The 16,721-nt window shown below is 62.6% G+C and carries 18 protein-coding genes; 5 read left to right on the top strand and 13 right to left on the bottom strand.

All coding sequences use genetic code 11. The features are described from left to right. Window positions 1–5 precede the first annotated feature (5 nt). The 3 genes from N5A92_RS20615 (at window position 6) to N5A92_RS20605 (ending at window position 2,400) form a co-directional block, all read left to right on the top strand. Window positions 6–959, top strand: coding sequence for an MDR/zinc-dependent alcohol dehydrogenase-like family protein (locus N5A92_RS20615; RefSeq protein ID WP_260905919.1), 954 nt, complete (start codon window positions 6–8; stop codon window positions 957–959). Continuing rightward, on the top strand, window positions 956–1,984 hold the full coding sequence (locus tag N5A92_RS20610; RefSeq protein ID WP_260905918.1) for a Gfo/Idh/MocA family protein: 1,029 nt from the start codon (window positions 956–958) through the stop codon (window positions 1,982–1,984). Before N5A92_RS20615 ends, N5A92_RS20610 begins: the two co-directional genes overlap by 4 nt. A gap of 83 nt (window positions 1,985–2,067) precedes the next feature. Continuing rightward, window positions 2,068–2,400, top strand: a complete 333-nt coding sequence (locus tag N5A92_RS20605) for a hypothetical protein (RefSeq protein ID WP_260905915.1) — start codon at window positions 2,068–2,070, stop codon at window positions 2,398–2,400. A gap of 20 nt (window positions 2,401–2,420) precedes the next feature. Here the strand turns inward: N5A92_RS20605 and N5A92_RS20600 are convergent, their stop codons facing one another. The 9 genes from N5A92_RS20600 to N5A92_RS20560 form a co-directional block, all read right to left on the bottom strand. Continuing rightward, window positions 2,421–2,816, bottom strand: a complete 396-nt coding sequence (locus N5A92_RS20600) for a hypothetical protein (protein WP_260905913.1) — start codon at window positions 2,814–2,816, stop codon at window positions 2,421–2,423. A 74-nt stretch (window positions 2,817–2,890) separates the two neighbouring features. After that, complete coding sequence (locus N5A92_RS20595) at window positions 2,891–3,646, bottom strand: TIGR04290 family methyltransferase (RefSeq protein ID WP_260905912.1); 756 nt, start codon at window positions 3,644–3,646, stop codon at window positions 2,891–2,893. A 24-nt stretch (window positions 3,647–3,670) separates the two neighbouring features. Next, window positions 3,671–4,657, bottom strand: coding sequence for a UDP-glucuronic acid decarboxylase family protein (locus tag N5A92_RS20590; RefSeq protein WP_260905911.1), 987 nt, complete (start codon window positions 4,655–4,657; stop codon window positions 3,671–3,673). Continuing rightward, window positions 4,654–5,793 (bottom strand): CgeB family protein, encoded by a 1,140-nt coding sequence (locus N5A92_RS20585; protein WP_260905909.1) that lies wholly within the window; start codon window positions 5,791–5,793, stop codon window positions 4,654–4,656. Before N5A92_RS20585 ends, N5A92_RS20590 begins: the two co-directional genes overlap by 4 nt. Next, entirely contained in the window at window positions 5,790–6,884 is a 1,095-nt protein-coding gene (locus N5A92_RS20580) for a CgeB family protein (protein WP_260905907.1), read from the bottom strand. Before N5A92_RS20580 ends, N5A92_RS20585 begins: the two co-directional genes overlap by 4 nt. Then, window positions 6,881–8,008 carry a CgeB family protein gene (locus N5A92_RS20575; protein ID WP_260905905.1) on the bottom strand — a complete coding sequence of 376 codons (1,128 nt, stop codon included), beginning with the start codon at window positions 8,006–8,008 and terminating at the stop codon, window positions 6,881–6,883. Before N5A92_RS20575 ends, N5A92_RS20580 begins: the two co-directional genes overlap by 4 nt. Before the next feature lie 2 nt (window positions 8,009–8,010). Then, window positions 8,011–9,156 (bottom strand): glycosyltransferase family 4 protein, encoded by a 1,146-nt coding sequence (locus N5A92_RS20570; RefSeq protein ID WP_313958440.1) that lies wholly within the window; start codon window positions 9,154–9,156, stop codon window positions 8,011–8,013. Then, entirely contained in the window at window positions 9,153–11,183 is a 2,031-nt protein-coding gene (locus tag N5A92_RS20565; RefSeq protein ID WP_260905903.1) for an NAD-dependent epimerase/dehydratase family protein, read from the bottom strand. Before N5A92_RS20565 ends, N5A92_RS20570 begins: the two co-directional genes overlap by 4 nt. After that, window positions 11,180–12,289 (bottom strand): NAD-dependent epimerase/dehydratase family protein, encoded by a 1,110-nt coding sequence (locus tag N5A92_RS20560; RefSeq protein ID WP_260905901.1) that lies wholly within the window; start codon window positions 12,287–12,289, stop codon window positions 11,180–11,182. The genes N5A92_RS20565 and N5A92_RS20560 overlap by 4 nt, the downstream gene beginning before the upstream one ends. Before the next feature lie 154 nt (window positions 12,290–12,443). Between N5A92_RS20560 and N5A92_RS20555 the strand changes: the two genes are divergently transcribed. Continuing rightward, the gene (locus N5A92_RS20555; RefSeq protein WP_260905899.1) at window positions 12,444–12,707 is read left to right on the top strand and encodes a hypothetical protein; all 264 of its coding nucleotides are present in this window, start codon (window positions 12,444–12,446) and stop codon (window positions 12,705–12,707) included. Between the two features lie 47 nt (window positions 12,708–12,754). Here the strand turns inward: N5A92_RS20555 and N5A92_RS20550 are convergent, their stop codons facing one another. The 4 genes from N5A92_RS20550 to N5A92_RS20535 all read right to left on the bottom strand — a co-directional run bounded on the left by N5A92_RS20550 (window position 12,755) and on the right by N5A92_RS20535 (window position 16,354). After that, window positions 12,755–14,140, bottom strand: a complete 1,386-nt coding sequence (locus N5A92_RS20550; RefSeq protein WP_260905897.1) for a UDP-glucose dehydrogenase family protein — start codon at window positions 14,138–14,140, stop codon at window positions 12,755–12,757. A 134-nt stretch (window positions 14,141–14,274) separates the two neighbouring features. Then, window positions 14,275–15,201, bottom strand: a complete 927-nt coding sequence (locus N5A92_RS20545) for a complex I NDUFA9 subunit family protein (RefSeq protein ID WP_260905896.1) — start codon at window positions 15,199–15,201, stop codon at window positions 14,275–14,277. Window positions 15,202–15,204: 3 nt separating this feature from the next. Then, window positions 15,205–15,651, bottom strand: coding sequence for a CBS domain-containing protein (locus tag N5A92_RS20540; protein ID WP_260905895.1), 447 nt, complete (start codon window positions 15,649–15,651; stop codon window positions 15,205–15,207). A gap of 172 nt (window positions 15,652–15,823) precedes the next feature. Beyond that, window positions 15,824–16,354: a superoxide dismutase family protein gene (locus N5A92_RS20535; protein ID WP_260905894.1), complete on the bottom strand. Its 531-nt coding sequence runs from the start codon at window positions 16,352–16,354 to the stop codon at window positions 15,824–15,826. Window positions 16,355–16,508: 154 nt separating this feature from the next. Between N5A92_RS20535 and N5A92_RS20530 the strand changes: the two genes are divergently transcribed. Then, window positions 16,509–16,706 carry a hypothetical protein gene (locus tag N5A92_RS20530; protein WP_260905893.1) on the top strand — a complete coding sequence of 66 codons (198 nt, stop codon included), beginning with the start codon at window positions 16,509–16,511 and terminating at the stop codon, window positions 16,704–16,706. Window positions 16,707–16,721: the final 15 nt, after the last annotated feature.

Genomic DNA, 16,721 nt, shown 5'->3' with positions numbered 1-16,721 from the left:
AAACGATGCGTGGCGCCGTCGTGACTGGGCCCGGCGAGATAGCAATCAAAGAGATGCCGATCCCGGAACCCGCAGCCGGGGAGGTGCGCGTGCGCCTGGAAGGCTGTGGGGTCTGCGCCTCAAATCTTGGGCCGTGGTCCGGTCCCGAGTGGATGCAGTTTCCCACGGAACCCGGCGATCTTGGCCATGAGGGCTGGGGCGTCGTGGATGAAGTAGGACCGGGCGTCGAAGGGCTGAGGCCTGGCGACCGCGTGGCCGCCCTCTTCTACCGCAGCTATGCGGAATTCGATGTCGGACCGGCAAGTTCGGTCGTGCCGTTGCCGCCAGCCTTTGCCGGGCAGCCTTTCCCCGGCGAGCCGCTTGGCTGTGCCATGAACGTCTTCCGCCGCAGCGATATCGAGCCGGGACAGACGGTGGCGATCGTCGGGATCGGCTTCCTCGGCGCGCTGCTCACCCAACTCGCGACGGCAGCCGGCGCTCGCGTGATCGCCATCTCGCGACGCGCGTTCGCACTGGAAGTGGCACGCGAGATGGGTGCATCCGAAACTATGACGACGGACGATCCGGCTGCCGTCATCAACCGGGTTGCGGAGATCACCGGCGGTACGCTGTGCGACCGTGTGATCGAGGCAACGGGGCTGGCGGGCCCGCTGGAGCTTTCTGCGGAACTGACAAGGGAACGCGGCCGTCTCGTCATCGCCGGCTATCACCAGGACGGGCCAAGACAGGTCAACATGCAACTCTGGAACTGGCGCGGTCTCGATGTGGTCAATGCCCACGAACGCAACCCCGCAGTCTATGTCCAGGGCATGCGCGCGGCGGTGGAGGCAGTTGCCGACGGTCGGCTCGATCCCGCACCGCTGCTCACGCACACCTATCCGCTGGAGCGTCTCGATGCGGCACTGAACGCGACGCGGGATAGGCCGCACGGCTTCCTCAAAGCCATGGTAGTCATGTGACGGATGCATCAGCAAAGAGCCATCGCCACACGCTTGCCAAGCCGCGCCTCGGCTTCCTCGGCGTCGGGTGGATCGGGCGGCACAGGATGCAGGCAATCATCGAAAGCGGGATGGCGGAAGCCGTGGCGATTGCCGATCAAACGCCGGAAATCGCCGCGACGGCAGCCGAACTCGCGCCGGACGCCGAGATCGCGCAATCGCTCGATGACATTCTCGATACCGGCGTGGACGGCCTCGTCATCGCAACGCCAAGCGCCTTGCACGCATCGCAGACGATCCGCGCCCTCAAGCGTGGCGCCGCTGTTTTCTGTCAGAAGCCGCTTGGCCGCACCGCTCATGAAGTGGGCTCCGTCATCGACACCGCACGTATGGTCGACCGATTGCTTGGCGTCGACATGTCGTACCGCTTCACGGAGGCTGCACGGCAGGTTCGCGATGTGGTCACTTCCGGCGGGATCGGGCGTGTACATGCGGTGGAAATGACGTTTCACAATGCCTACGGGCCGGATAAGGCCTGGTTCCATGATGCCAGGCTCTCGGGTGGCGGCTGTGTCATGGATCTTGGCGTCCATCTGGTTGACCTGGCGCTGTGGGTTTTGGATTTCCCACGCGCCCACGGCGTCTCGAGCAGACTGCACGCGCGCGGGGCGCCTTTGCGCGACGGCTCGGGAACCGTTGAAGACTATGCAGTCGCGACGATCGATCTCGAAGGAGACACGGTGGTTCGGCTCGCCTGTTCCTGGAACCTTTCGGCAGGCTGCGATGCCGTCATCTCCGCCGCTTTCCATGGGACAGAAGGCAGCGCCGCGCTAACGAACATAGACGGATCTTTCTACGATTTCACGGCCGAGCGATATCACGGCACCGCGCGTGAGGTGCTTGCCCGGCCGCCGGATGCGTGGGGAGGCCGCGCTGCCATCGACTGGGCGGCGCGATTGGCTGAGAGCAATCGCTTCAATCCCTCAGTCGAAAGGCTGGCAGACGTCGCCGAGATTCTTGACCGCATTTATGGACGAGATGGGTGACTTCGGCCGGCATAACGCGCCACTCCACCAGAAAATATGACTTCTTCCCCGAACAATCTGCGCCGCTTGGCGGTTGGGATGGAATGCAGTCCCGACTCAGCAACGGCCGGCCTACAGTCGAGCAGCTTCGCGACGACATCGACCATGGGCGCGCGGGCGACAAGGTCGCATATCCCGACCCCGCCGCAGCGCCACTGGGCGCCGACGACGAGGCGGGCGGTCATCCGCCGACCGCCGATCAGGTGGCCGAAGCAATGCGGTGTGAGCTATCGCGGTACGAAGAGGAGGAGCCGAGGATGCCGGCCTCCCTGCGCCTGCTCCTCAGGGAGACCATGATGGAACCGCTCCCCACGCGTCTACTCGAACTGGCGCGCCGCCTCGAGAAAGCGCTTGCCGCGCATCAAGATGACCGCTGACCGCGCCTGCGGTTGAATTGCTAGCCCTCGCCGAAGCGACCTTTCTCTTGCGATGGATTGCGCAGAAGGTCGGACTCTTCCTCCGAGTCGGGAAGTGCTTCGTCCGGTTGCTGATAAGGATTGTCGTCTTCCTCTTCCAGCGAAGGTGTCGCGACCGGCGTCTCCAAGGCGCGGCCCGAGGCATCAACCTCGACATCTGACAATGGCAGCGGATCTTCGCCTTCGGTGGCCGAGACCGCATCGAGCAGAGCCGCCCGGGCGCTGCCGACAAGCATGCCACTGTCCTCGGTAATCTGATCCTCCGAGTGGGGAAGGCTGACGACGATCGTTTCGCCTCTGGTGCCACGAAAGGTCACCACCGCCCGATAGCCGTCCCCGGCGCCGAGCCGCTGCACCTGCACATCGTTGAACTGCATTTGCCCTGTTCCTTATGTCTGTTACGGACGGAAACGGGAAAGCGGGGCAGATAGTTTCAAGAATATCGGAGGCGTCAAAGCGGCGGCGGCTCGACCATCTCCGGTCTCCTGTCGCGCCGGCACAGATAGACCTCGCGCTCCGGGTGCTTCTCGATGCGGAAGCCGGCGCTGCGCAACATGGCTTCCACGGCCGCACGATTGGGAATGAACCAGTTCGTCGGGTCAGCAGCATAGCAATGCTCGACAAAGTGGAGGCGCGGAAAATCCGCCTGCTCGAAAACCTGCCACTCCGAGAACGGATAGTCGGCGCAGACCTCCGGCACCGCGTCCCGACCACGCTGCAGAGACTGCATGAGAAGCATGTCCCCCGCCACATGCTCATAGATGAGATCAAGCGCCAGCAGCGGGTGGCGCAGATGGTAGAGCACGCCCAGAAAGAGAACGATATCGAACTTCCGACCCAACCTGCCGACGTCGTAGACCGACATCTGATGCAGATCGAGGTCTACGCCAGCCTGCGTCGCGGCGAACTCCGCCTGCGCCAGATAGCGCGGATCGGAATCCACGCCGACGACGAGTCCAGCGCCGCGCCGCTTCATCTCGATCGCGTAAAAACCGGCATTGCACCCGATATCGAGCACGGTGCGGCCTGCAATATCCTGCGGAAGGACATGCGCGAACTTCTCCCACTTGCAGCGCGGATAATCGCCAAGGAAATGGTTGGGAGCGGTCGGCACGCCGCCGATGGTCATGTTGTGGAACCATGGCGCCAGTTCCTCGATGCGTCGGCGGATTGACGACTGCCGGCTGGGATGGGCGTCCACATTCATTCGGCTCTCCCTCGAAACATGAGATCAGAGGCTCGTTGCATGCTGCGTGGCCGGCCGGCGCCCGCCGCGCTGCTGCGTCGTGAGCTGGAACCACTTGATGGTTCTGCGCAGGCCTTCTTCGAGCGGCACGCGCGGCTGCCAGCCCAGGGTAGCTTGTGCGCGGCGGATATCCGGCCGGCGCCGCTGCGGATCGTCTTCCGACATGGGCAGTCGCACGACTTCGGGCATGACGCCGATCTGCCGTGCCAGAAGGTGAATGAACTCGTTCACCGTGAGTTCGCTCGGGTTGCCGAGATTGATCGGCCGGCCGGGATTTTGCGGCTTGCGCATCAGGAGGATGAGGCCGTGCACAAGGTCGGAGACGTAGCAGAAGGAGCGCGTTTGCTCGCCGGTCCCGTGAATGGTGATCTGGGCGCCCGACAGCGCCTGACAGATGAAGGTGGATACGATGCGTCCGTCATCCGGCTGCATGCGCGGTCCGTAGGTGTTGAAGATACGCGCAACACGGACATTGGCGCGGTTCAAGCGCAGGAAATCAAAGCAGAGCGCTTCCGCCGCGCGCTTGCCCTCGTCGTAGCAGGCGCGTGGGCCGGTACAGTTGACGTTTCCGCAATAATCCTCGTGCTGCGGGTGTTCTCGAGGATCGCCATACACCTCGCTTGTCGATGCCTGGAGAAAGGTAGCACCCTTGCGCTCGGCCAGCCGGAGCAGATTATGCGTGCCCAGAACGCTGGACATCATGGTGTGGACAGGATCAGCACGGTAGCGTGGAGGCGAGGCGGCGCAGGCGAGATTATAGATCTCGTCGATCCTTTCGCCAATTTCGATGGGCGTGCAAATATCTTTCTCGACCAGCCTGAACCGGTCATTGGCGCGCCAGGGCACAACGTTGGCGCGCGCGCCCGTAAGAAAGCTGTCGACGCAGATTACGCGGTTTCCCTCCCGCAGGATCGCTTCGCAAAGGTGAGAGCCGAGAAAGCCTGCGCCACCGGCAATTAGTACCGTCTTCATTGCGGCTGACCTTCGCTTCTGATCTCGGGAGCGTGCTGCCTCGGGGCGCACTCGCCGCGTACCGGGGGCTTGTTCAGCGTTTCGATGTAGCTGGTGAGTTCGCCCGCACGCGCAGCTGCCGTATGGCTTGCCAGAACACGCGCACGCGCATTTTCGGCCACGCCGCGGCGTATTTCCTCGGGGATCTCCGTCAGCACGCGCACGACGTCGTCCGTCGCGTCAGCTATGAAGATGGCCTCGCTCTCAGGCAGGAGCACGTCCAGCCCCGGCCAGCGATCGCTGATGATGGGCGTTGCGCAGGCAGCGGCCTCGAAGATACGCACGCTTGGTGAGAAACCGGCAGCGACCATATCGGCGCGGGTTATATTCAGCGTGAAGCGGCATCTGCTGTAGAAAGACGCATGCGCGGAAGGTGGCAGGTGATCGATCCGCTCGACATTTGTCGGCCAGTCGATGTCCGCAGGATATTGCGGGCCGGCGACCGCGAAGCGCTTTTCCGGCAGTCGCCTGGCGGGTTCTATGAGGAGCTGTTCGAGCGCCGGTTGCCGGTCCGGGCTGTAGGTACCCAGATAGCCGAGATCCCAGCGCATGTCCTCGCCGGTAGGGATATAGAGACCGGAATCGACCGAGCAAAAGAGCGCTTCGGACCGTTTGGCGCCATAGCGGTTTTCAAGAAGCTCGAGCATGCGGCCGCCTGCAAAGGAGAGGTAGAGGTCGAAATACGGCACCTGATGGCGTGCCAGATAGTCTTCCTCGCCCGCTTCGAGCCGCGCGACCGTGACCGGCGTGTCGATATCGTAGAAACCGAGAAGCGACGGGTTCATCGCGCGGATGCGCTCGATCACGGCACGCCCCTCCGGAACAAACGAGCCGATGATGACTGCGTCAGCTCCGGAGATTTCCGGCAAGAACGCATCGAGCTCCTCAAGGCTGCGGTAGTATTCGAGGCGGCAGAAATCCGGTGTGGCCAGATCGCGGTGATCGGCGTACCACGGCACGTCGCGCTCCAGGAAGAGGACGTCGTGGCCATTGCCGTGCAGGCCCCTGAGTAACGACCGATACGTGGTGGCATGGCCGTTGCCCCAGGACGACGACAGGGAAAGGCCAACGACGACGATGTTGAGCTGGCGGTTCATTCGGCAGCCTCCGTGTGCTGCTTGGGCAGGAAGCCGGAGAGGATCTGATGCACCTGCTCGGCCCGATGGGCGTAGGTGTGCTCGCGCGTCACGCGCTGCCGTGCCGCCTCTCCAATCTTCGCGGCTTCAGCCGGCGTCAGCCGGTTCAGTATGTCGGCGACATCTTTCCCATCACGCGCCACCAGCACTTCACTGCCCTCGGCAAGGAAAAGGTCGAGCCCGGCCCAACTGTCGGTAATCAGGCATGCGCCGGCGCCTGCAGCCTCGAAGACGCGGGTGGCCGGCGAGTAGCCGTTGCTAGCCATGCTCTGTCGGTTGACGTTTAGCACGGCCTTGGGCGAGGCGTTGAAGGCGTTGTGATCGCGCGTCGGCACGTGGCCGTGATAGCGCACGTTGTCCGGCAGAGACCGGCTGGACCAGCCGGAACCGCCTAGAACAAACGTCTGATCGGGAAGGAGTGACGCCGCGCCGAAGAAAAACGTCTCTACCCTTTCCTCGCGATCCGGCAGGCGGTTACCCAGGAAGGCGAGGTCGGCTGCAAAGCGGGGATCGGCAGCGACGGGGTGATGGGTGAGAGGGTCGAGCGCGTTGTATACGGGGATACAATGCAGCGCGCCGCGTGCACGGTATCCGTAGACCACCGGATCGCCGCCGCCATAGGTCAGGACGAGATCGATCCGTGAAAGCTCGCGGAGCAACGGATGTTCGCGATCACGGTCGATTTCGGCGAGAGTGGCAGGTGCATCGACATCCCAGAAGATCGTAAGTGTTTCCGGCCGGGCAGCATTCAGGACCAACTGCAGCAGCTCGCTATCCTCGAAGCCGACGCCGCTTGCCTTGACGACCACATCGGCGTCCGCCGCCTGCTCTGTTGCATGCTTCATCGACGCGCTATCACAATCATAGACGACGACGCGGCACCAGTCGGGTGGCTCCATGTCCCGATTTTGCTGCCGCTCGCGGATGTTGGGCTCATAGAAGGTGATGTCGTAGCCGAGCTTGGACAGCGCCTGCAGCAGGCCGCGATAGTATGTCGCTGCTCCGTTCCAATAGGAGGAAAGGAGACTTGATCCATAGAACGCGATCTTCATTCGGCTGCCTCCTTCCGCATTGAGCTTTCCGTCCCTGCTCTGTCCAGGATCGAAACGATCGACAGGAGTTCGCGTGCCCTGTGACGGCAGGTGTGCCTCGCTCGGATTGTCTCCAGACCGGAGGCCGCGAGGGCTTCCGAGCGCTCCCGATCAGCCAGGATCTCTCGCAGAAACGCAGACATCTCGGCGCCGTTGCGTGCAAAGAGGAAATCCTCGCCGGGCCGGAAGAGATTTTCCGTATCGTTCCAGGGCGCCGAGATCAGAGGGATGCCGCAAGCAAGAGCCTCAAAGACACGGATCGTCGGAATACCCGGCAGTGCCTTGACATACGGGCGACGCGGGATGTGCATGGTTGCGCGGTGGCATGCGAATGCGGCCGGTACATCTGCATTGGCGATCCAGCCGCCATAGTCGAGCCCCGCTTCGGCAAGTGCGTCCAACGCGCGACGCGGATAGCGCACGCCGCGCACGGTGCCTGAAAGGCCAAGCCTTGCCGCCGGCTCAATCAGGAATTCGCGCAGCTCGGCGCTGCGTTCATTGTCACCCCAATTGCCGATCCAGATCAAATCGCGGCAGTCGCCTTCATGCGATATGGGCTTGAATAGAGCGGTGTCGGCTGCCTCGTGCCAGGTGAACACGCTGCGGCCCCATCCAGCCCCCAGATAACGCTGGCGCAGAGATTCCCCGAATGCCAAGACGCCGTCATACTCTTCAAGGTGAAGTGCCTCGATATCCCGATGCGCCGAGACGGCACGATGGTGCGTATCGTGAAAAAGGAGCGTGAAGCGGCCACTCTCCTGGCGCGCCCGGCCGATACGCTCGACCAGCGAGCGCTCCGTCCACTCGTGGACGATTACAACGTCGGCGCTCTGCAGCACCTCCTCATGGAGGAAGCCGGAACCGTACGCGACCGAGCGCAAGCCGGGGAAGTCACGCGCGAAGCGATCGACGGCGGCAGAACCCTGGTCGGCCTTCAGGTTCTTGCGGCTCCAGCCATTGGCGGGCTCGAGCGCAAGCACCTCATGCCCGAGTGTCGTGAGCTCGCGCATCACGCCGCGCAGGAAGTGTGCGTTGCCATGGTTCCAGTCGGACGTGAGCGAGTGGGTGTAGAAAAGAATGCGCATGGTCACGCTCCCGCGGCGCTGTGCTGGCGGCTGGCGGCGAACATTGAGCGGTAGAGCGCCATCATTGCCTCCGCCTGCGCCTTTGGGGTGAAATGCCCTGCGCGCTCTGAAGCCTGCATAGCCAGGTCCCGCTGCAGCGCCTTATCGGCAGCCAAACGCTCAAGTGCGGCGGCAAGGCTTGCGGCGTCGTTCGGGTCGAAGAAAAGCGCGGCGTCCGCCCACAGCTCGCGGTAGGTGGGGATGTCGGAAAGAACGAGCGCGCAGCCTGCATGCGCGGCCTCGAGCGCCACCAGGCCAAAGGGCTCGTAAAGCGAGGGCGAGACGACAACGGCGGCGCGTTGCATGTGCTCGAGAACCTCGCGGTTGCTCAACTCGCCGCAGTAGTAGGCGTGTTCGGGCATGAAGTGTTGGCCATCGGGACTTGAGAGAGGGCCTGCCATGAGAAGCGGCCAGGATTCCTGCCGCGCTGCAATGTCGAGGATTTCGCCGTTCTTGCTCTCGTCCCACCAGCGCGCTGCGGCGAATGCGAACTCCTCCTTTGGCCCCGGTTCCGGAGCAACCGCGAGCGCATTCGGGACCACGGCAAGGCCCGGCAACTCGCCATAACACTTTTCAAGAGATCTGGCGTGGCTGCGGCTCGGCGCCACTATGCCGTCCGCGCGCTCGAAACCGGACTTGTTGCGCGCCAAGTGCCATTGCCACTCGTCCGGCAGCGGCGCTCGGCGCATCGTCCGCCACCAGGTCGGGAGGCAGGAATGGGAAACCACAAGGGTCGGGACGTCGATCTTCAGATCGCAGGCCTGGGAGGGAAGATTGAGGTGAACGAGATCGATCTGGTGTTCGTCCGCCAGATGCCGCAGCAACTCGGGCAGGACGTCCAGTTCGGCCTCTTGCCTGCATGTCCAGTCGAGCGGCACATCGAGCCAGACGAGCTCGCCGAGCACCTGCGCTTCGGCACGCTGCTCCGCAGTCGGGGCTGGTCCGAGGCCGACGAAGACGATGGAGACCCCATAGGGCGCGAGCGCGCGCGCCAAACCCATCGCGTAGCGCCACACCCCGCCCACGGCATCCACAGTCATCAGCAGGCGCATGGGTGCATGCGGCTGCGGATGCCGGCGCGTCGATGTTGCGGAAAATTCCTGCATCATCGCGCAATCGTTCTTGTAGTGGCGCGCACCTCGGGCACTGAGACCCTTTCTGCACGCAACCAGGCTGTAAGATCCTCCAGGCCATCGCTCCAAGGCACTTTGGGGCTCCAGCCGATACGCTTCAGGCGACGTGTGTCGGCCACGAAGTAGAGCTGGTCGCCGACCCGCCAGTCCTTGCGCCTGACCTGCGGCTTTCTGCCCTTCAGATGTGCGATCTTCTGCAGGACGACCTGCAAGCTGACCGCGTTGGCTGGGCCACCACCAAGGTTGAAGGCTTGGCCGCTAAGCTCCTCGATATTGCGCAGCACCAGCCGATAGGCAGCCACGGCATCGCTCACGTGCAGCACATCGCGAACCTGCTTGCCGTCGCCGAAGACGGTGATCGGCTTGTTCTCCAGCGCACGGATGAGGAAATGGGCGATCCAGCCCTGGTCCTCCGTGCCGAACTGGCGGGGACCGTAGATGCAGCTCATGCGCAGGACCGCCACCGGCAGGCCATAGGAGGTGGCGTAGTCGAGCACATATTGATCCGCCACCCCCTTTGAGCAGCCGTAGGGCGTGCAGAACTGAAGGCCGCGATCTTCGCTAATGCCGTATTTGCGCACCTGCCGGTCGGCCGGCATGTAGCGATCTTCCAGTTCGATCATCTCCAGGTCGTCGAGCGACCCGTAGACTTTGTTCGTGCTGGCGAAGACGATCGGTATGGACCGCCCCGACTGGCGGGCCGCCTCCAGCACGTTCAGCGTTCCGCGGCCGTTGACCTCGAAGTCGTCAAAGGGCTGCACGAGACTGCTCGTTACGGCTGTCTGAGCTGCCAGGTGAAAGATCGCTCCGGCGTCAGAGACGGCGGGATAGATGGTCATATAGTCGCGCACGTCGGCTAGGAACGGATGCACGCGATCGCCGTGCCTCTCCTTCAGCCAGCCAAGATTCTCATCGACGCCAGGGCGGCTCAGATTGTCGAGGACGATGACCTCCTCGCCGTCCTTGAGCAGGCTGTCCGCGAGATTGGCGCCGATAAAACCGCTGCCACCCGTGATCAGCACGGGTTCGGTTTTGCTGCCGATGGAGGGAGCGGCGAGGCTTGCGATCTCCGCCACCTTGTCGACGCCGTCATCGGTCAAGAGCCGCGCCAACAACTTCAGACGGCCGGAATTGTCGACAGCGCCCAGATGATAATGGCGGACGTCGAACCACAGACCTTCCTGCACCGCCACGTCGTGCGGCACGTCGCGCCAGCTGTACCAGTACATGCGGTCGGCCGGCACATCGAGCGCGCTGATGAAGCGCCGCGCCTGCTCAACCTCGTCATTGCGCCAGGTCGAATAGCCGGTCTCGGTGATCCAGATCCCAGCCGCCTTGTTGTAGCGGTCGACGATGCGTCGCATCTCGCCGATATGCAGGTCCCAACCGCCCCAGCTTCCCTTCTCGCTGTCCCACGTACCGGGGAACCCATGGAACCCGATGGCGCTGACGCAATCCAGAATGCCCCGCTCGCCCATCAGATCGAGCCAGTAGGGATCGAAAGGCGACGGTCCTCCGAGCACCGGATGCCAGCCGCGTTCCCGTGCCCAATGGGCGGCATCGCCGATCATCTCGCAGAAGAGCTGGAAATCCGTGTCTTCGCGCCAGTCCCAGTCGAGAAGGTTGTTCGGCTCGTTCCACAGTTCGATGTGGCGGAAGTGGTGCCCATACCGCGTCAGCACGTGATCCACGAAGTCAGCATAGTCGCGGAGGCGGCGCGGCGCGCCTGAGGTCTTGCCCGTGCGCGAAATGGAGGGCGGGGTGTAGTGGATGCACGGCAACACATCCAGCTTCTCGGCAAGCCTTGGCAAGAGCCAGTCGAACCACTCCGGCCCGCCCGGCGCGAAATACTCTGCCCAAGACAGGTGCGTGCGCAGATAGGAGGCGCCGGAAGCGACAATTTCGGGAAGCACCGTCTCCGTACGCTCGTACTCGCCGGGGCGGAACCACTCGACGAACCCGAATTTGCGCTCGCTATGAGAAGGACGTTCTGTGACGGTCATGATACGAGCCCCCTTTCCTCGAGGTGACGTTTCATCTCCGCACCTCGATCGACGGCGCCCGATCGCCGCACCCATTCGGCCAGTTCCACCAGCGAATCCTCGAGCAGGTACGCAGGCTCGAAGTCGAGCAAAGCGCGTGCGCGCGAGATATCGGCAAAGCAATGGCGGATGTCGCCCGCGCGTGCCTTGCCGAGAATCTCAGGCTCGACATCCGGCATGTCCATCGCCTCGGCCAGCAACCGCGCCACGCTGCTGATCGTGTAGGCACGGCCGCTGCCTATGTTGATGACGTTGCCGCGCGCCTCCGGCTTGCGCAGAGCCAAACTGAAGGCGCGCGCGACATCTTGCACATGCACGAAGTCGCGCCGCTGCGCACCGTCCTCGAAGATGAGCGGCGGCTCGCCGTTGATCAGGCGCGCAGCGAAGTTGGCAAGCACCCCCGTATAGGGGTTCGACAGTGCCTGGCCCGGCCCGAAGACATTAAACAGCCTCAGCGCCACCGCATCGATGCCGTAGGCCTCGGCGAAGATGAGAACGGCACGCTCCTGCGCAAATTTAGTCAGCGCATAGATCGATGCGAGCTCGACCGGCTTATCTTCGGTCGTGGCGATAGGCAGGAGCGGCTCGCCGTCAGGGGTGGCAGGATCCCACAATCTGGCCTCTATGCGCGATCGTTCCCTTCGCACATCGTCGTAGACACGGCCGGCCGCATTCCGGTAGAGCCCCTCGCCATAAACGCTCATGGACGAAGCGACGACGATACGCCGGACTGGCTGAGCCGCGATCTCCTGAAGCAGGACGGCCGTGCCGTAGTCGTTGGCGCCGACATAGCGCTCGATCTCATACATGGATTGACCGACACCGACTTCTGCCGCCAAGTGCACCACCAGGCTCACCCCATTCAGCGCACGCCGCACTGCATCGGGATCGCGGATGTCGCCGCGCGTGAACGCGACTCCGTCAGGCAGAACGGCGGGCTGGCCCCCATGCACCTGATCGACAAGGCTGTCGAAAACGCGCACTTCAAAGCCATTGTCCAGCAGCTCGCTTGCAACATGGCGACCGATAAATCCGCCGCCTCCTGTGATCAGCACGATATCTTTCACAGTTGCTCCTGTTTATGTTGACGACAGGCTCTTCAGTGGCTTCGAAGTCTTCCAACCGCAGCAGGAAGCTTTTGTTCCTATCGGCGTGCGACCATGTGGAACAGAAGGCCTTCTCGCGTGTTTGGCGGCCCAAACCACATGCAGGAGAAGACGAATGAGCGCGGCAGTAACCACAACAGACCACGAGGAGATCAGGAAATGGGCCGAGGCAAGGGGCGGCCGGCCGGCTCGAGTGAAGGTGACCAGGCCCGGCGGAATATTGAGGATCGACTTCGGCGAACCCGAAGAGGAACTGGAACCAATTACCTGGGCCGATTTCTTCCGTATATTCGATGAGAACAACCTGGCATTCCTCTATCAGGAGCGCACGGACGACGACCGTATCAGCCGTTTCAATAAACTGGTGGAGCGCGACTAAGGCGATCTGGGCCAAGGACACCTCGCCCCGGGCCCAGACCTGATGAACTAGTCACGGGCCGGCGCCGCTACGCGCTGGTCTGAACCGGTCAGCGCCGACACACGCCCTCTCGTGGTTTTCCTGGTCGGAGAAACGGGAGGGCGACCAAGGCTGAGATAGGTCAGCCCATGTGCCGCGACCGCTCGTGGATTAAGCACGTTCCGGTAGTCGAAGACGACACGTCGGGACATCGTGCAGGCGAGCCGGCCAAGGTCGAGATTCTTGTACTCTTCCCATTCGGTCAGAATGACAACCGCGTCGGCACCGTGTGCCGCCTCATAGGCGGTATCCGTCCATTCGACGTCGCGCAGCCATTGCCGCGCATTTGTCGCAGCCTTCGGGTCGTGTGCCTTCACCCTAAGCCCTGCCTTCTGCAGGATGGGGATGATCCTCAGCGCAGCAGCCTCTCGGATGTCGTCGGTGTTCGCTTTGAAGGCCAAGCCCAGCACCGCAACGACAGAGCCTTTGCGTAACTCGCCTTGCGCAATGATCCGCCTTGCCAGTGCTGCCTTGCGCTTCTCGTTTCTTTCGATCAGCGTCTCGATCAGAAACTGCCGCGCGCCATGGTCGCGGCCGGTGGCTGCGAAAGCGCACGTGTCTTTCGGAAAACACGACCCGCCATAGCCCGGCCCAGGTCGTAGAAAGCTCGGGCCGATGCGCCGGTCGAGGCCGATACCTTCAGCGACGGGACCGACATCCGCGCCTGTTTCCGCGCACAGGTCGGCCACCTCGTTTATGAAGCCGATCTTGAGAGCCAGGAAGGCATTTGCCGCGTACTTGATCAGTTCGGCATTTGTGGTGCTCGTCAGAACTTTCGGCGTGCCGCGCTCCGTCAGTGGTCGATAGACTTCGGACAGTAACAAGGCGGACCTGCGGTCATCGCACCCGATGACGATCCTGTCAGGACACAGGAAATCCTCCATCGCCGATCCTTCGCGCAGGAATTCGGGATTGGCAGCCACGCTGAAATCGAGCGACTTGCGCTCCTCTGCCATGATCTCGCGAACACGACGGCATGTCCCGGCAACGACGGTGGATTTGATCACGACCACTGCACCCGGCTTCAGCCATCGGCTGACGAGCCGTGCCGCAGCTTCCACTTGCGACAAGTCTATACGTCCATCGGGCGTGGCGGGTGTACCGACAGCCAGAAACGCGATGTCGGCACCGCCTACGCAATTGGCGCCTGAACGTGAAAAGCGCAATTTACCGGAGGCTACCATACGCTGCATGGCCTCCTCCAGGCGGGGTTCATAAATAGGCAGTTCACCCGCTTCAAGCTGGCTGATACGTTCACTATCCGTGTCATGGCAGGCGACGTCGTGACCCATCTCGGCAAAACACGTTGCCGTCGTGAGGCCCACATAGCCTGCGCCGATCATTGCGATATGCATAAGCGGCTCCCGCTCGGTTTAGCTTCTGCCGCTCCTAACCACAGCCGGTTGCCGATGTTCCCATAGACATTGAAGATGAGGAACGATGAGGGTATCGGCAGCTACAGACGAACCAGACGCACAGCGTGCCCGGCTTATCTCTCCGTTTCTCGGTCGCGCAGTTTTTGGACAACGTCTTCGACCGCCGCAGGTTCGATCCCGAGCTGCTCAAATCCGGGAAAATCAGCGGCAGCGACATTGTCGTGCCGCATAAGCTCGACCTGGTTTCGCGTGAGAGGCACGCTCGGCATCTGTTCCGCCAGCCGCGCCATCACGCTCCACACGACGAAAGGCATAGGCACCGGGAGGGTATGCGCAGAAGACTGCCGTGCAATGGTTTTGACGAGTTCGCGATAGAGATAGACGCGCGGCCCGCCCAGTTCATAACAGGGGGCGCTGTCCCGCCTATCGAGCACGCGCGCAACCGCCTCGGCCACGTCCTCCACATGGACCGGCTGCAGCCGTGTCTTTCCGCTGCCGAACAACGGGTAGACAGGCGACAGCCGCGCTAGCCGAGCGACGGTTGTCAGAAACGCATCGTCCGGCCCGACCATGACCGCAGGGCGGATGATCGTCACCCCGGGAAAAGCTTCCCTGACAGCGTTTTCGCCTCTGCCCCGAGCGCTGATATAGTCGGAATTGGAAAGCGGATCGGAACCAATCCCCGATATATGAACAAGTTGGCTTATGCCGACGTCGCGCGCCACCCGTGCAACACGAGCGGCGGCCCTGACGTGTATCGCATCGAAGGTCAGCTCGCCGTGCTCGACATAAAGACTAACGGCGTTGACGACATTGGCGCAACGCGCAAGGGCGGCATTAAGCGAGAGCTCATCCGTTACATCGGCACGGACAGCCTCGACCGCCGCCTCTCCGAAGATGCTGTGCGCCCGTTCAGGATGGCGGGACCCTGAACGGACTTTGAAACCGCACTCGAGCAGATGACGAACAATGCGGCGGCCGAGAAATCCTGTCCCGCCTAGTACAACCGCGGAACGGGCTTCCCTCTTGGTGCGGGCCATGCCTCAGGCTTGCGCATCGCCCGATTGGCGATGAATGCCGCCCGGACGCGCTACGCCCTGGAGCGCCTCGCCGGCTGGTTCCGGCCCTTCCTTGAATGCAAGGTCGCCGAGTGAAAGGATACCGACCAGACGCTTATCCCGATTCACGACCGGAATGCGCCTGATCTGCTGGTCGCCCATATTGTGCGCAACGTGGTCCGTATCCTCATCCTCGAAGCAGTATTTGATATCGGGTGTCATCACTTCGCGGACCTGCGTATCTGGATCGCGCCCCTGCGCTACTGCCCGTATCGCCAGATCCCGGTCGGTCAACATGCCGACCAAGCGATCGTCCTGGCCAACCGGCACGACGCCGGCATCGATCTCGGCCATGATCTTCGCCGCCTCGCGGATGGATTGGTCAGGGCTCACGGTGCGCACATTCCGCGTCATCGCTTCGCTTACTTTCATCACACGTTCTCCTTCTTGCCAGTGCTCTGGTCCCGGTGCTCGTGAAAAGTAGCGGCTCGTCCTCATGAACGCAGAGGCCGCCTCCTTTTACTCCGCTCCCAGGTGACAAGATTTCCCTGCCACTCGAACCCATCGCGAGGCTGTTTGTTCCCGAACTGCCGGGAGCGGATACCTATCTCACCAATTCGAGGACACCGCATGCAATACGTGCGCCCGAACCGCCCTCGGAATCCGTACTGTAATCGTCAGGGGCGGCATGCAGGACGACGGCCGATCCGTCATCATCTAAAAGGCGCTCGACGCCTTCCTGTAAGGTCAAGCCGCGCAGAAAGAACTCGGCGCGCACGATGCCATCGTCCTGTGCGTAGACATTCGGCAGGTCGCCCGGATGCGGGGCGCGAGCGGACTCGGTGCCGTGTGTAAGACCTTTTGCGATGTGACCTCCCGCGGATTCAAAGTCCGTACCGGCATCGCACTCGCCGATTTCGTGAATATGCAGGCCATGACCGCGCGGCGGAACATTGTCGGCTTCCACCAGCACGCGAATGATACCGGACGGCGTTTCGGTAAAGGTCACGATCCCCGATATGTCGTTTCCTTGCAGCGACGCATGTGCCGTTTCAGCATGTGCCGCTCCGATACCGGCACAGAAAACCGCAGCTGAAAGAACGGTACACTGCACCGCCTTGCTGGCGTGCGTCATGGCCAGTTCTCCTTCCTTTGCATCTCGCCCGCAAAACCGCTCACGCCGAGAATTGTTCGGTTAGGGCGGCGGGAATACGCAGCAGCATGCACGGCGACCGCGAGCGCCGGAACACGAATACGGGTGCGGCGTTTGGAGGAAAACGGGAAAGGCTATGCGCAGAAAGGATCTCTATGTCCTCGTCGTGACAGCCGTTGTGGTCGCGCTCCTGCTTGTCGGATTCTTCGTGATCAATGGCGGCTGGCCAACGGCGGGCAACGTCGCGCCGGACTACCATGCGCTTGAGGAAGAGGCGCCTGAGGACGTCCAGAGGCCGGTCCCGAGCGAGACTGGAGATATACACCAGCCATGAGACTTCGCAGTCCGA

The organism is Chelativorans salis, assembly GCF_025336525.1.
GTDB lineage: Bacteria > Pseudomonadota > Alphaproteobacteria > Rhizobiales > Rhizobiaceae > Chelativorans > Chelativorans salis.
This window is presented reverse-complemented; position numbering and strand designations above follow the sequence as displayed.